At 42.5% G+C, this 16,381-nt stretch carries 12 protein-coding genes; 3 read left to right on the plus strand and 9 right to left on the minus strand.

Translation table 11 applies throughout. The features are described 5' to 3' along the window. Positions 1-53: 53 nt before the first annotated feature. From hcaR to AAC155_RS00400, 3 genes are all read left to right on the plus strand, one after another. Positions 54-938, plus strand: coding sequence for a DNA-binding transcriptional regulator HcaR (gene hcaR / locus AAC155_RS00390; RefSeq protein WP_011146455.1), 885 nt, complete (start codon positions 54-56; stop codon positions 936-938). Positions 939-1,054: 116 nt separating this feature from the next. Then, positions 1,055-1,954, plus strand: coding sequence for an alpha/beta fold hydrolase (locus tag AAC155_RS00395; RefSeq protein ID WP_113040588.1), 900 nt, complete (start codon positions 1,055-1,057; stop codon positions 1,952-1,954). Between the two features lie 69 nt (positions 1,955-2,023). After that, positions 2,024-2,806 (plus strand): fumarylacetoacetate hydrolase family protein, encoded by a 783-nt coding sequence (locus AAC155_RS00400; RefSeq protein ID WP_113040589.1) that lies wholly within the window; start codon positions 2,024-2,026, stop codon positions 2,804-2,806. A gap of 349 nt (positions 2,807-3,155) precedes the next feature. On the opposite strand, the gene AAC155_RS00405 is transcribed toward AAC155_RS00400, so the two are convergent. From AAC155_RS00405 to ectB, 9 genes are read right to left on the minus strand one after another with little or no spacing between them, the layout of a single operon-like run. Then, positions 3,156-4,505, minus strand: coding sequence for an amidase (locus AAC155_RS00405; RefSeq protein ID WP_113040590.1), 1,350 nt, complete (start codon positions 4,503-4,505; stop codon positions 3,156-3,158). Beyond that, a complete protein-coding gene (locus AAC155_RS00410) occupies positions 4,502-5,896 on the minus strand; it encodes an MFS transporter (RefSeq protein ID WP_049789772.1) in 1,395 nt (464 codons plus the stop codon). The genes AAC155_RS00405 and AAC155_RS00410 overlap by 4 nt, the downstream gene beginning before the upstream one ends. 17 nt (positions 5,897-5,913) lie before the next feature. After that, on the minus strand, positions 5,914-7,176 hold the full coding sequence (gene purD / locus AAC155_RS00415; RefSeq protein WP_011146450.1) for a phosphoribosylamine--glycine ligase: 1,263 nt from the start codon (positions 7,174-7,176) through the stop codon (positions 5,914-5,916). Positions 7,177-7,216: 40 nt separating this feature from the next. Further along, on the minus strand, positions 7,217-8,404 hold the full coding sequence (locus AAC155_RS00420) for an ATP-grasp domain-containing protein (protein ID WP_011146449.1): 1,188 nt from the start codon (positions 8,402-8,404) through the stop codon (positions 7,217-7,219). Between the two features lie 8 nt (positions 8,405-8,412). Continuing rightward, a complete protein-coding gene (locus AAC155_RS00425) occupies positions 8,413-9,513 on the minus strand; it encodes a CapA family protein (RefSeq protein ID WP_113040591.1) in 1,101 nt (366 codons plus the stop codon). A gap of 35 nt (positions 9,514-9,548) precedes the next feature. Beyond that, the gene (locus tag AAC155_RS00430; protein ID WP_011146446.1) at positions 9,549-9,989 is read right to left on the minus strand and encodes a GNAT family N-acetyltransferase; all 441 of its coding nucleotides are present in this window, start codon (positions 9,987-9,989) and stop codon (positions 9,549-9,551) included. A gap of 48 nt (positions 9,990-10,037) precedes the next feature. After that, on the minus strand, positions 10,038-11,045 hold the full coding sequence (locus AAC155_RS00435; protein ID WP_158536450.1) for a TauD/TfdA family dioxygenase: 1,008 nt from the start codon (positions 11,043-11,045) through the stop codon (positions 10,038-10,040). Positions 11,046-11,055: 10 nt separating this feature from the next. Further along, positions 11,056-12,174 (minus strand): ThiF family adenylyltransferase, encoded by a 1,119-nt coding sequence (locus AAC155_RS00440; protein WP_113040593.1) that lies wholly within the window; start codon positions 12,172-12,174, stop codon positions 11,056-11,058. Between the two features lie 2 nt (positions 12,175-12,176). Continuing rightward, complete coding sequence (gene ectB, locus AAC155_RS00445; RefSeq protein WP_158536451.1) at positions 12,177-15,599, minus strand: diaminobutyrate--2-oxoglutarate transaminase; 3,423 nt, start codon at positions 15,597-15,599, stop codon at positions 12,177-12,179. Positions 15,600-16,381 lie beyond the last annotated feature (782 nt).

Consider the following 16,381-nt stretch of genomic DNA (forward strand, 5'->3'; position numbering starts at 1 on the left):
AATACATTGTTTGTTTAAATTAAGACTTTTTTTCGATATGTGAGGAAACAGCAATGGAATTAAGACACTTACGCTATTTTATTGCGGTGGCAGAAGAATTAAACTTTACTAAGGCCGCAAAAAAATTGCATACTGCACAGCCTTCGCTAAGTCAACAAATAAAAGATTTAGAAGATTATATTGGTTCTACACTATTAGAGAGAAATAAACGCAGAGTCTCTCTAACCAAAGCCGGAGAAGTTTTTTTACAACAAGCCCGGCTTATTCTTGAAAATGCAGAGAAAGCAAAAAAAATGGCCCGCAGAGCGGCACAAGAACAAATTGTGCTAACCATCGGATTTGTCCCATCAGCAGAAGTTAAAGTATTACCTGAAGTCATCCCAATATTTCGCTTGGCTCATCCTGGAGCAAAAGTAGAACTTATTAGTTTATTTAATCCAGGACAAGAAGAGAAATTATTACAAGGTGACATTGATGTCGCTTTCATGCGCCCGCCAATAAAGAGTGATTCTATTGATTTTAAAGTCATTCTTAATGAACCGCTGGTGGTTCTGATGCCTGCTAATCACAGGCTAAGATACTGTGAGAAAATTTCAGTCAACGACCTACAAGGAGAAAATTTTATTACTCCTGATCCAACACAATCTGGTGTATTACAACAGATTATAGAAAATTATTTTACTGAACATAATGTCGTACCTAATATTATTCAAACTGCTAATAATATGCTATTAATTTTAAACATGGTTAGTCTAAATTTAGGGTGTGCAATAGTACCCTTCTATATTACCAGCATCATGACAGATGCCGTTATTTGCCGGCCATTATCAGGATATTCTCCCACAATAGAGTTAATAATGGCATGGCGAAAAGACAACACATCAGAATTATTATTGCACTTAATAGATGTTGTTGAAAATAAATATCTGCAAGAATAAAAATAAGCATCATCGTTTTTTTCTTTCAGACTAGACATATTAAGTATTAGTGAATATTACCTGCTGTCGTTATATTAATAACGTATTAATTTGAAATAAATAAGGAAGATATCATTATGTCAATATCAGCGAATCTTCAACATAAACTTATACAGCCCGAATTACGTTCGCTTTGGTCTGCCATTGCCAGCGGTGAAATCCATCTACATCATCTCAATGTAAAAGGGATAAAAACTCGTGTTCTTGAAGCGGGTAACGGACCTACTCTGATTTTCTTGCATGGTATTGCAGGTCATTTAGAAGCTTATATGCGCAACATACTGCCCCATGCTGCCCATTTTCGTGTACTGGCAATTGATATGCTGGGACATGGCTTCACGGATAAACCTGTCCGTTCCTATGAGATTATCGATTATGTGGAACACCTACGGGATCTTATTGAAACATTAAATCTGAAGAAAATTCACCTTTCTGGCGAGTCGCTAGGCGGATGGGTTGCAGCCCGGTTTGCGGCAAAATATCCGCAATATATTCACCGTCTGGTATTGAACACCGCCGGTGGCATGATTGCTGATCCAAATGTGATGGAACGCCTGCGCACACTGAGCTTAAATGCAGTGAAAAACCCCGATCGGGAAGCTACCCGCAAGCGTCTTGAATTCCTGATGGAAGATCCTGCAATGGTGACAGAAGACTTGGTTGAAACCCGTTTTGCCATTTATCGTCAGCCGGGTATGTTGTCCGCAATGGAAAACATCATGTGCCTACAAGATATGGATACCCGTTTACGTAACCTTTTGACCGAAGATGAACTGGCAAAGATCCAGGCTGAAACCCTAGTGCTATGGACTACACACGATCCGACTGCTGCGGTTTCAGTAGGTCAGCGTCTTGCCGGGCTTATCGAAAATAGCCGTTTTGTCGTGATGGAAAAATGCGGTCACTGGCCTCAATATGAAGACCCGGACACATTCAACCGGCTCCATATCGATTTTTTACTCAACGGCAACAAATAATGTCCCTTTCAGACGAGTGATATTCCAGTTGGAATGTCACTTCTGTGGTTTGAGCAGGAGCAACAACAGATGAATAACGTCATAACCCATCTTGGCGAAAAATTGTTTCAGTCATGGCAGAGTCATCAAGCCATCGATCCTATCTCTAGTGAATATCCAGAACTAACATTGCACGACGCCTATCTCATCCAACAAAAAGTAATTGCTTACCGGCTGGAAACAACTGGAGAGAGAATTGTCGGTAAAAAAATCGGGATTACTAGCCAAGCAGTTATGGATATATTGAACGTCGATCAACCCGATTTTGGCATTCTCACCTCAGATATGCATTACAAAAACAATGCCACTGTACCCATTGAGCAATTAATTGCGCCGAAAGCTGAAGGCGAAATTGGTTTTATCCTGAAACACAATCTGTGTGGACCAGGTATTACAGCAGGAGATGTACTCAGAGCAACAGATTATGTCGTGCCCTGTATCGAAATTGTCGATTCCCGTATCCGTGACTGGAAAATAAAAATCACAGATACTGTTGCTGATAATGCCTCATCAGGGTTATTTGTCATTGGCAATGGCGCCCGTCTGCCCTCAGAAATTGATTTAGCTGCCGTGACAATAACGCTAGAGAAAAACGGTAAACTGGTTGACACTGGCATTGGTGCCGCTGCACTAGGGCATCCAGCCAACGCGGTTGCCTGGCTAGCGAATATGCTAGGAACACTGAATATGGCGTTACTCCGTGGAGAAATCATTCTCTCTGGCTCCCTCACCACCATGGTGCCAGTTAATACGGGTGATCAGTTGAAAATTAACTTACTCGGTGTGGGATCTGCCAAGGTCAGTTTTGCTTGAAAAATTAGCCTTAGTTTATTAATAGGAGTCATAAAAAGCCCCCACCAAAGTTACTGGCAATAAAGTTATTAGTAACTTAGTTATTAGCAGGGGCGTAAATGGCTTATTATCATTTCAAGCCTAATAGAATGTATTCCTTTCGTTAATATTATTTTTACCAAATTAAAAACAATAATTTCATAAGTTTCGTGGTAATACACATCTGTCATTCCGCAGCTATATCTGTAATATACTGATTTAAAATCGTTTGTATAAAATTTATGCATTTGTTAATTCTTAATTAAAACAACAAATTATGAATGCGGTGCGGAATGTCGGACACATTCATCGTTTTCAGCGACAACATTCATCATGTCTTGAGTCGTATTTTAAGTTCTGTATTGCTGAAACCGATACGGCATTCAATCAATTCCGCAAGAGCAAGGGCGTTTTTTTCTTTTTTTCGGTTACATACGATCTGTAATGAAAATGGTAGCCCCTGACTGTTTAATCCTGTTGGGATGGAGACCGCGCATAAGTCAGCAAAGTTCACGAAACGGGTGAAGTCATTTGGGGGTTGATGTTCATCTTTTTCAGCTATAGGCCAAGAAGGTTCTGGGGTTGTAGGAATTACTAACGCATCCACATTCTGAAACCAATTCGAAAATATCTTCCGTACGTGACGACAGAATATCAATGCTTCCGAATACTCTTTCTCCTTTATCTCTTTGCCACGTTCTAATCTTACTTTAATTGTATCGCTGAGGGAGTTCTGTGAATTACACAAATATCCATAATTCTGCCAAGCCTCAAACGCAGTAATTATAGAATTAGCTTTCATGCACTGCGATAAAGGATATGGGAAAGGTTTCTTTTGAGTTACCATACCCATTTGAGAAAAAACTTTCAGCAATGACGCATAATGCGAATCTGTTTCCTTATCTAAAATATGTTCTTCTTCTGACGGTAATATGCCAATATTCAGATTATTAATGCATGAGTGATACGCTAAATTTGGGTTCAGCTGATTATAGATAATGAATATATCAGATGCATGTCTGGCAATAATTCCCACAGTATCCATCGTCTGGCTTAATGGAAGCATACCTGATGATGACAAATTGCCCATCGATGGCCGAAACCCACTTACGCCACACCAAGCAGCGGGTATACGTGCAGATCCACCCGTGTCAGTTACAAGCGCTATCGGTGTCAGACCGGCTGCCACTGCTACAGCGGAGCCATTACTTGAGCCACCTGGGGCAACTTTCTGTGATTGTCCCCAAGGGTTGAATGGCGTCGGGCTATTTTCCATGATGCCCGCTACTCCCATACCGAGCTCTACTGCTCTGTGTTTTCCTGTCAGAATCATTCCCTGTTTCAAGAGGGTAGCTACCACTGGTGCCGTAACATATGCTTTTTGACTAAAACAGTTCGTGCCTCCTCCAGTGACCTTACCTTTCAGATCAAAAAAATCCTTAACAGCAAAAGGAATGCCATGGAGAGGGCCACGCCAATTTCCTGATCGTATTTCCTGTTCGGCATGTTTTGCTGCGGCCCGCGCATCAGCTTCATAGATCTCTGAAAAGGCGTTCAGCTTATGGTCGTAACATAAAATACGCTTCATGTACTCACCTAAAATCTCAACAGGTGATATCACTCCGCTCCGTATTCTTTCTCCTAATTCATTAATTGAAAGACTGATAATTTCATCCATCATTTATCTGCCTTTAGTGTTATAGAATTGTGATATTCATCAATATCATTTTTTACAAAAAGAAAATTGATAATCAAGATGGACAGTGTGGCTATGATAATAGTAATAACCGCATACTTCATGTTTAAAACAAAGAGTTTTTCACTGTTTACCATTTGCCCAAAAACTGCCACGGCAAAAGCGGAACCTATCTGACCAGTTGCACGGGAAACTCCTGAGGCAACGCCAGTGTACTGTTTCGGAGTACTTTGCATAAATAAAGATGTTGACATTGGTGATCCCAGCCCTCCACCAAAACCAATCAACACAAGTGGAACAAAAAGATAAGCATAGTCATTGTTGAACTGTGTAACCAGTAATCCACTGAAACCGACTAATCTTATCATGGCCCCAACAATCATCATGTGGCTCGTCTGGTAACGGCGTGCAAGCCATCCAGAGACCTTATTTCCCAATATGACACTGATTGAGAGCGGTAACAGGGCCATACCCGTTTGCGTTGCACTCAGGTGCTGAATATCCTGAAACCAAAAGGTCAGAATAAACATGGCACCAAAAAAGGAAAAAGCGCCAGAAAAGAAAATCCATGAAATAGCGCTAAAATTTGGCCGCCTGAACAGCTCCAGTGGAAGCATAGGAGCTTTACTTCTTCTTTCTACCACTATGAATGCAGTCATGATGATTAAAGACAAGCACAACAAGATAACTGAGTTCAAATTGATTTGAGGAGAGTCATTCAGCCGGATGACACCAGCAATAAATAGAAATATTGTCAGGAAAAGAAGTAGCTGGCCTTTTATATCCATAGTTAAACTTTTATGTTCATGCTCTGGAGACTGCACCCTAAGTGTCAAAAAGATCCCTGCTAAGCAGAGCGGCACATTTACTAGGAAAATCGATCTCCACGACAGATATTCGGTCAGCCACCCTCCTATGACAGGCCCCGCCACCAGAGCGATACCTCCCCAGCTCGCCCAGCTGGCAATGGCACGGGTTCGTTCTGTTTTATCTGTGTAGGTATGAGTGATCAAAGCAAGTGAACCTGGTACGAGTATGGCGGCGGAAATACCCTGAAGCACGCGACCGGTTAATAAAATAGCGGCTTCACTGCTAATTCCACACAAAGCGGAGGAGAGAGTGAATAATCCAAGCCCTGTAATGTAAACACTTTTTGAACCAAAACGATCACAAAGAGCTCCCCCTGATAGTAACAAACTTGCAAATAAAACCAGATAGGCATTTACAACCCATTGTAACGTTGTTACACCAAGTGAAAGGCTCTCTTTAATAGTCGGTAAAGCTACATTAACTATGGACGAATCCAGAATGACGAGTATGTAACTTATATTAGCTGCGAGCAGAACATTACGCTTGTTACGCTTCATGTTGTCCATAAGCATTCCCCGATTAATTACATTCCACTAGGAGTATTGATATTCAGCGCAATATCGGTACGGTAATGCATCCCTTCAAAATGGACTTGCTTGACCGTTTCATACAACTTTTCTCTAGCCTCGTTGAACGTCAGGGCTATTGAACTTAATGCAATAACTCTTCCTCCATGACTTATTAGTTTTCCATCATCAGATACAACGGAGGAATGAAAGATATGAGTATCTTCTGAAGGTAACGGCAAGATGAGCTCATCACCTTTTCGCTCGGTAAAAGGATAACCTTCAGACGATATTTGTAAGGCAACAGAAACAAGCTTACTCCAGCGTACATTTGCTTTGCCCAGCTGTTTTTGTAGGGTCAATATGAATAATTCATGAAGGGGACTCTCAAGTCGTTCAAGGATCGTGAAGACCTCTGGATTACCCAGCCGACAGTTGATTTCAAGAAGGCTCGGCATTCCTTTTTTGTCAATCATGACACCAAAATAGAGGAATCCTATATATTCGATTCCTTCAGAATTAAGAGCTGCCAGACAAGGTTCTACAATTTGGGTAATGATAGCCTCATGCTGTGCGGAGGACAGTACTGGGGAATAAGCTCCCATACCACCAGTGTTAGGGCCTTTATCCCCATCAAGCAGCTTTTTATAATCTCGGCTTTCAGCCAGTGGTAGATAGTTTTTTCCGTCAAAGAGGATGGTGTAAGAGACTTCTTCACCTTCAATGAATTCTTCAACCAGCATTGGTCCGACATTTCTTGTGAAAAACTCTTCCAGCGTGTTTTTAACATGCTGGCGATCCTGGGCTATCACTACACCCGTTCCCCCATGAACCATACCGTCTGCTTTGATAACCACAGGTAAAGGTAATGTGTCGGCAAATTTTTGGGCCTGTTCCTGTGATTCACAAATTGCGCTGTAAGGTGTAGGTATTTGATATTTTTTCATGAATTTTTTGGAAAAGCCTTTCGACCATTCAAGTCGGGAGGCTTCACGAGTCGGGGCAATGATGGGTAACCCACGAGATTTAAAGTAGTCGGCTACCCCAGCTGCCAAAGTTTGGGTCGGTGTGATAAGCGTAAAGTCTGCTTTTAGTTCCAGAGCAGCCCTAGCCAGCCCCTCAACATCTCCTGAAGACACTGGAATATTTTCCATTCCGGGTGCGCATGACGTAGCCGGATTACCTGGGGCTAACCATACTTTTTCTACTGCTGGGTCCTGTAATAATTTCCATGCCAGCGCCTGTGCGCCGGCACCTGAACCTGCTATAAGGATTTTCATTATAGTCTTCTCTCAAAACACAGGGTTAAAAGGAATTTCATCAGTTTTGCCACCTGACTAAATCATCGATCCAGTCGGCAAAATGTTCAATTCGTTCAGTAAGTTGTACATCACTATTGCCGGTAATTATGGCGCTAACAACGTCATCGGTATAAGTTGTTGCCTGTTGATAAATTTGCCCGACTCTCCCTGATAAGCAGAGTGTGGATATCCAATCATAAGGAACTGAATCTGGCAAAGAAATCAGATATGCCGGACGAACAGGAACGCGAATTGATGCTGCGAATTCTCTTGGTTCAGTCCGGACTTTCAGTACATCATTGATACCTGCACAACTCTGTATCCAAGCTTTATGTATATTTATCCCCCAAGTGTGTTCTATTAACTCCCCCGTAAGTGAACCCGCAGTACGGGCCGCAATCTCGCATAAAATTAATCGGTCATCGGCGGTGTGGAATATTTCGGCATGAAACCCGAGGGTAGGCGCAGCAGGCAACGCTGATATAGTTCGATAGGTAATACTGTTCAGTCGCTCTGCCAAGGGGGTAGCAGGATCAATAGTACGGCTACCAAATATACCTGCATGCTGGTAATCAAGAGCATTATTGATATAAGCGCAGGGAGCAAAAAATGAATCTCCTGCTTCATTAATTACACCGTTAACATGATACATATTTCCAGAGATAAACTTTTCTACCATCCAGCCATCAACGGTTCTGTCGCGGAAAAAATCGGATACTTCTCTGAGACTCCTACATACCTTAACGTATTTCGAGCTGCATCCATCCACCGGTTTTATCACAACTGGGAAATTATGCTCTTCACTGAAAGTTAGAACATCCAGCCAACTGCCAAGTCGTCTAAACGGAGCCACTTCAATGCCTGCACGTTGAAGATAATCTTTCATTAAAACCTTATCTCGATACGCCAAGGCACTTTCAACGTTCTGGCCTGGGAGGCCATAATATTCCCGAAGTTGTGCAGCTCGGATAAGGTCAAATTCCGAATGAGGCAGAATCTGGCTGAATGAGGTGTGACGTCCTAATTCTGTGGCGATAGATAAAACACCTTCACCGTCATCAAGGCTGTCGATCTGCCGGACGTACCGGTAACGGTGCTGAAGAGGAAATTGTGGTGCAGAACTGATAAGCCACAGGTCATCACGGCATTCCTCCAACCATTCTGCAAAGTTAATCTTGATGCTTCTTCCGAGGCATAGTATTGCCATGCTTTACCTCACATAACGTCAGAAATGGGTTTGATAATATCCAATACAGTGAAATCGCCCCATCGAGTACCGTTATCAACAAGATGATTGACCGTCATGTCCTGCCGAGCACAACGCCTCATAATGCGTAAAAAAGCATGCCATTCATCGCTTCCATGGGAAACAGGGACAGGGGTATCCGCTTCAATATAAAGTGGGAGCAAATGAGCAGATAAAATTTCGTTCGGTGAACATCTTGTCAGAATGGCTGCGGTATATCGTGCATAATCAGGCAACTGAAAACCGGTTTTCGACCATTCATTTATTGAGCATGAGAGAGGTTGATCGAAAATGAGGTTTCCCAGTCCAAAACATGTCAGCATGTTTTTATGCCATTCAACACCTCGCAAGGAATGATGATGATGGCCTATCACTAGGTTCACACCACATTGTGATAATCGTTTTGATATTTCCTTTTCGTATCTTGTAATAATGTCTTTACGAGTATGATCGCCCCAGTGCATCGCTGCAATAATAAAATCAGCTTGGCTACGGATATTGCCAACTAAGCATGAAAAATGCGCCCAATCATCTTCATTGATGACAGTCATAATATCGGGTAACGCTCCGGGAACCACAGCGCCGGAAAAAGGGGGACTGTAATAATCTCTTGAACGTAACGCTGCAACGCCTCCCTGAAAACTACCGGCTTCAGTTCCGGCATAGTAAATGCCCGTTACGCCGAAAACAGCCACCCTGATCCCTCTACATTCAATTAAAGCAGGTTTCCAAGCTTGCTGAAATGTCAGACCGGCCCCGGTGGTTTGCACTCCTACAGAATGTAATGCTTTCAAGGTGTCAGTCAGACCCTGCAATCCAGAATCCATGGCATGATTATTCGCAAGGGAAAGCACATCGAACAATGCCACGCCTTTGGCGTTTTTTACTGATGATATCGTCATCCCTCGCCGTCCGGGAATTGGCTCAGGTCTGTCAGTCAGTACACCTTCATAGTTACCGATAACGATATCGGCATTCTCAACTAAAGACGTCATGTGACTGAAAGCAGAAGCGGGATCTTCACGATTAATGAGCACATCCCCAAATGAAGCAATAGTAATACTCGACATAAATTTCTATCCTTCTGACTAACGCTGGTCGTTGCTCAAAGCCTTTTCTGCATAAAAATACGGGCATTTCCATCCGGTAAAGAGGACACCTCACCAAAAATGCTGTAACCATGCTTCAGATAAAAGTCAGGTGCCTGAATCGCCATGGTAAACAGCACCGCCATATGACATCCACGTAGAGTTGCTTTTTTTTCGGCCCGTTTCAGCAATGTACTTCCCAGTCCCTGCCGACGCAGTTCTTCCGGAAGAAAGAAATAACTAATGAAAAGCACACCCAGAGAGGTACGACCCACCAAGCCACCAACGACTTCACCTTGCTGGTCATAGACATAGAAATCCAGCGGCTGGTTGTCAGAAATATTGGTTTGTTCCACATTCCATATATCAAGTAACTGACTGATTTTTCCCCGGCTTTCAACATCACCCTGATCGGAACTTTTGATGGAGTGCCCGGAGTCCAGAATATCTCGATTCATGCATTGATCCTGATTGACCGGGCCGATATATCGGCCCGGTTGGTTATATTAAGTTGCCGTACTCACCAAACGCGTTTCCAGAAATAACTGCTCATAATCACGACCGCGAGCTGTTAGTGCAGGTACCACAGGTCTGCCATCGGATAATTCGATCCAGAGCCTTAATAAATGGCGCTGGTTGAGTGCATCATCCTGAAACTCCGTGCGGGAATGCAGCGTGGTATAGTTGTTGAGAAAAAGGATTTCGCCAGGCTCAAGCATAAATTCGAGTCTGAACTCTGGGCGGTTACATATTTCATAAAATGCGTGAAGCCCAGCATCAAGTGCGTCAGGGAGAGCTAGTCCCTGAAGTTTTGCTGCTGCTCGCATATAAGCACCGAGACACATAGAGCTCACCCTACTTGACATTTTTGAGAAAATCGGAATTTTGTATGACGTGTAGGGAAGTTTACTCGAAGAGCGTTCAGCTGTAGCGTAATAATATCCTTCAAAAAGGTCGTCAAGTAGTTCTGGTTTTTCCCTTAGCATTTGGTTATAGATGGCTAGGCCACTTACGATTTGAGTCAATCCCCCTGAAGCAGCCCCCCTCAAACACATAAGCCCAACAACTTCAAAGGCATCCGAATGAAATCCAAGCTCCCGATTAGACATATAGCCTCGATTATTCGGATTATTTTTCTCATTCCTTACATGACCTATCCTGTGACCCTGTGAGTTTTGTACGACTGGACGTCCAAGACCTGTTCCAATTCCCCAGAATAGATGATGCAAGGCTGAGTCAGTAAACATTTCTCGCGGAATACCTGACACTACCACAACCCCGCGTCCTTCAGTCAATCGCTGATGAATGCTCTCCTGTAAGATAGTTATTTCCTCAAAGCTAAAATCTGACGTATTAAACGCTTCGCTGGGTCTGTCTTCCATAGCGGATAAGTGATACCTGAATGCTTCGATTTGTTCATCTGAAACAGGCAATAGCACGTCTTTCTTGCTTTCCAACTGCGCTGAGCACCATACTGCCGGATCGTCATCAATAATCTGATATGATTCGTTCATGTTGGTGTCCTCAATATGCACAAAGTTCACAATCTGGATGTTGCGGTTTATCCGCAACATTCGTTTGTAAAGTTGTGAATGAGATGGTTACCAGTTTCCCTGCTGAAATCATTGGCCATCCAACAAGTTTCCTGATGATATCCGCAGACATCATCCCTCCGACAATCATTGCCGAATAACTGAAAGCCGAAGTCGCAGGGATTAAATCATGTTCTTCTCGCCAGGCGCGCATGGAGTAATGGTCAGGCTCCTGAGTCCGTGACCACTTTTCGTCGCAGCGGAAACAACCGCTCTGGTCAGGGAATTTTGTCCAGAACATACCCATTCCGGCAGAAACGCTATTGAAAACACCCGGAACTCCCATGGCAAAACAGGCGTCACTGGTCCAGCGGTCAGCCGCGATAACTGGTCGGTCAATTGCAGCTACGACGATATCGGGTTTGAATTGAGAAATTAATTCCTTAACAACATCTGAACCGGTTATACGCTTGAATACTGTATTTACCGTGACGTCCGGATTGATCTTATTAAGACGAGATTTTAACCCTTCGACTTTCCGCATCCCTATGTCATCAACGGTATAAAGCTGCCTGTTGAGGTTACTAAGTTCAATATCATCGAAATCAACGACAGTGATGGTACCGCAGCCAGTCATTGCCAGAGCCGTTGCCGTGCAGCTTCCAAGCCCCCCACATCCCAACAGTAGCACATGCCCTTTGAAAAGTTTCTGCTGATACTCAGCGGGTGAAATGTCATTGTCACTTAACGCAGCAAATCCATTGAGATTTCGGGAATAACGCTCTCTTTGATCGGCACAGAGAGCCTGATAATCGAAATATTTCTCATCCTGAACGAGGTTATGAGACTGAAGTTCCTCGATCAATTTTGTTAACGCCGACTCTTCAACGTCATGACCGTTTTGCTTCAGTACTTCAAGGAGACCATTGCTGTTCAATTTTCCTTGCATGTGGTTAAGCGCAACTATTTTCCAGCCATCGGGATCTGGAATTATTTTGCTTGCTTCACCCTGACGGGTACCGGAATGTATTGCAATGACATTACTGCTAATCGGAACAGCAACAACCGTTGGCTGAAGCCGTGGATTATTAAGTGAAATGGAACTCGCCATAGCTATGCCTCTTTAATTTTCACTACCGGCAAAAGAATTCCCCGGCGTCCTACATTCATGACCGGATCAAAACTGGCACGTGCCTGAAAACCAGCAAACCGGCCACCATATACATAGGTATCCACACCTGACCACATTGAATCTGTAATGCCGATATCAGGATGAACTGCGGAAATCACACGCCCGCGAATGTATCGTTGAATGACCCATGTTTCGTCGCTTTGCGCTGCAAGACGTAAGGTCGCTTCCCATTCCTGAGCGGCGGTAAACGGACCGACCAACAGACCTTCTCCTCTTGTTGCATTAGAAGGTTTGAGCACAAGAGTCCCTCGTTCTTGAATTGCCCAGTCAACTAGATCGATTTGCTCTCCCTGAGGGGATGTTGTTTGGCACGCGCGGAGGATGCGTGTCCAGGGAATATGTTTAAGACAAAAAGCCTTTTCCTCTTCGGGCAGGAAAAAGAGCATTTGCGGATCACTTAGGACAGCCATTATAGCTTTATCTGCGAGCGGCCATTGGCAGATGAGAGGATTGATGAAAGTGACTTCTCCATGAAATGTTGCAGTAAGGTATTCTTCAACTTCGGGTTCATCGATCAAGTCGCGCAAATCGAGTTTATTATAGGCCAAATCAATAACACGACCCTGCGGATCTATTACCTTGTTGTTATGTCGACGTAACAGAGACGCATCAATTTCCTCGGTAGGAACCCCCAGACGATTGAAACCATTTACCATCCAAGTTACCTCATTTCCGAACCGGCCTTTATAAGTGACAATGGCTGCTCTTCTGGCTGGCTCTCCGGTACGTTCGCGATGAGTTTCCAGTAATGTCTCAAGAAATAAATCCGGTTTTTGGACAAAGGGCTGAAAATCGGCGCTGGCTTCAATACCGTTCAGTAAAGGATTTGACACCTCTGACCACAATGCACCTGCAATCCCATTTTGGATCACTCCCCCGGGGCAATCGGTATTAGTTTCCAAGATCTGATAAGTTCCATCTTCACTGAAAAGACCATCCAAGCGGAAAATTCTGGTCAAAGGGGTATGATTTGGCAAATTAAATAAATAATGTTCGCTTTTCTTATAAGCCGGAAAATATTCACGTATCGAGACATTTTCCACCCATGCATGAGCAAATTTTTCAAATATTTCTGTAAAACGCTCACCGATGCTGGCGAGTTGCCGAATTAGGTTATCAGACAAAATAAGAGGACGAATTGAAACCGGATAGTTTTTTCCCTCAAAATTTAGTCCTCCATCAACGAGTTTCTGGCTTAGACTTTTCTGCGCTTCTAATAAAGAAGATTTTTCATTTTCGTCAAGACTAAGTAATTTTTTTTCAATCAAGATTTCGTCTTGATAAAACAGAGTGTCATGAGGTGTTAATGATGAAGTGTCTGTTTTATTCTCCACACCTAACTGAACGGAAACTTGTTTTAGGGATTTTTCAAGTAATAATAATCCATGCTCAAGGACATTGATTTCGATAGTCAGCGGGGGAAGTAATTTGATGACCTGTCCCAGCGGACCACATGTTTCTATAATGAGTCCTAACTCAGTGGCTTGGTTTCTGACATTTTCTGCTGCCTGCGAAGAAAAGAGTTCTAAGCCCCACAACATTCCTTTTCCCCGAATTGTTCTGATCAATTGGGGGTATCGTTGATGCAAACCTAGCAGATATTTATGCACGATTTCCGATTTATCTTTAAGACTTCGCAAGAAATGTGAATCATGCCAGTAATCAAGAGCATATGTGGCACCAATAAATGCAAGGTTATTACCACGGAAAGTTCCGTTATGTTCTCCAGGCTGCCATATATCCAGTTCCGGTTTCATTAAAACAAGAGACATAGGGAGTCCATATCCTGAAACAGACTTTGCAAGGCAGATGATATCCGGTTTTATCCCAGTGTCTTCGAAGCTGAAGAAAGTTCCTGTACGACCACAACCAGCCTGAATATCATCAACAATAAGTAGGATATTGTTTGCAGCTGCGATCTCTGCTACACCCCGTAACCATTCTACACTCGCCACATTGACTCCCCCCTCTGCCTGAATAGTTTCAAGAATAATTGCTGCAGGAAAGTCAATACCAGAACCCGGAGAAACTAGCATTTTCTCCAAAAAGTCCAGTGACGTGTCATTCTGACTAAGGAAATTTTCGAAAGGAAGGCGTACTATATTGTTCAGGGAAACACCTGCAGCATTTCTTTTTTTCTCTCTGGCTGTGGCTGCAAGAGCGCCCAGAGACATTCCGTGAAACGCATTAGTAAACGCAACAATATCGCTGCGCCCTGTAACTTTGCGTGCGATTTTCATTGCAGCTTCAACTGCATTGGTTCCTGTCGGCCCGGTAAACTGAAAACGATACTGCAAGCCCCGTGGTTTCAGTATCTGCTGATTAAAGCTTTCAATGAATGCCCGTTTGGCATTGGTATATAAATCCAGAGAATGCGTTATGCCATCTTTTTCAATATATTCAATAAGATGAGATTTTAAGCGAGGGTTGTTGTGACCGTAATTTAATGATCCAGCTCCTGATAAAAAATCAATCCATGACTTACCCTGCCTGTCAGTCACTAGGGCATTGCTTGCCGTAGTGAATATGGCCGGATAATTACGGCAGTAGCTACGCACATTTGATTCGTACTTTTCAAAAATCCTGCACGCGTCGTCTTCAGTGAAAAGTATCTCGTTTTTTATATTTTCATACACAGCATCAAACATTCTACAACGCAGCAATATCGTATTTTTACCAACCGCCTTTACTCGCTTCGCTAACTGTTCGTTATTTTCTGTAATATTGTGAAGAATATGCATCATGGTAATGGCATGATCTTCGTCCTCTTCAATATGTAATTTGAAAAATTCTAATCCCCGTTCAGCAACACCTAAGTGCGTAAGAGCATGCAATACAGGCTTATAGATCATTGGAACAATTGCTTCGGCCCCCAAGCAAAGTGCAGCTAAACCATCAGCAATTTCCCCTGAGCAGCAATAATTCAGGACACATGAAGCAAGATGAGAGGTTTCTTCAAGTGCAGGAATAGAACTGACCTGTGCACCTGTTTCCATCAATGAGCGCTGAAACAACTCAGCGTGAGTGACTTTTCCCTCCCCATTTACCCCTATCTCTTCACGCAAATTTTCCATCAGATGATGAATATCATTGAAGTTATCAATATGGCTGATCAGAGCACACAAAAAGCGAGTAAAATTACGTGAATAATGATGATGTTGAATCAAGAAATAACGCATTCCGGACAGAGTGATTCGTTCTTCACTCATTGCGATGAGTAACGGGTGGTTAACCAGCTTTTTCACCGCATCTATATCCAGCCAGTTATCCCAGAGTCCTTCTTCGGTCAGTAATCCTATATCTTTTTTATCGGGTAAAGTTACAGTTTGATTTTGTTCACTCACCTTGCCTCTCCTGTTTCTGAAATAAAACGCATCTCTGATCTCTATAACAAACAGTTCTTTACTAGTAACAATAGAATAAGTACTGCGGTGCTTATAATCTCTTAACAATCAATACCAACGAAAAATAAACATTTGCATTTCATTGATGAAACCATAAATTATCTTAACTAGCATTTCAATAAATTATTAATCACGTAAAGTAATAAATATTCAACTATTTGAAAAATAAAATTAATATTTTTATGAGAATATGATAAGTACCAATACCACCTAATTTTTTATTGAAATAATTGCATAATGCAATAATTACTATTTGGTATTATCTGATGTATCTAAATAGATATATGGACACCGACTCGATTCAAGTAGATGGATAAATTTTCTGGCAACGAAGTCGCAAACATATATTCGGCTTCAATGAGCCCGGATGAAAATCCGTACTCTCTGCCCTCATTATTTCAATTGATGGCTATAGAGTTAATTCTTTTATTGCATTAAGTTACGTTTTAACAGTACTTAAAGACGGATTACTGTCTATTGTCGATATTGGTTTGTCATCGAAGGACTGGCAAATCTACTTAGTCAGCAACATCATTCACACTGCAATTGATATTTCGCAAAACATAATAATCAGGTTGCTGTAGCTGTGCTGGTTGAGCAGGAAAAGGAGCTTTTAATGCTTTGTCATTTATCAGGATAAACAGGTAATACATTTTCTTAAATAAATTGCAGAAAACTATTATAGCTCTTACCAGAATCATCAAGAAATGCTAAAGTTGAAG

This window comes from Photorhabdus sp. HUG-39 (genome assembly GCF_963878365.1).
Classification (GTDB): domain Bacteria; phylum Pseudomonadota; class Gammaproteobacteria; order Enterobacterales; family Enterobacteriaceae; genus Photorhabdus; species Photorhabdus kayaii.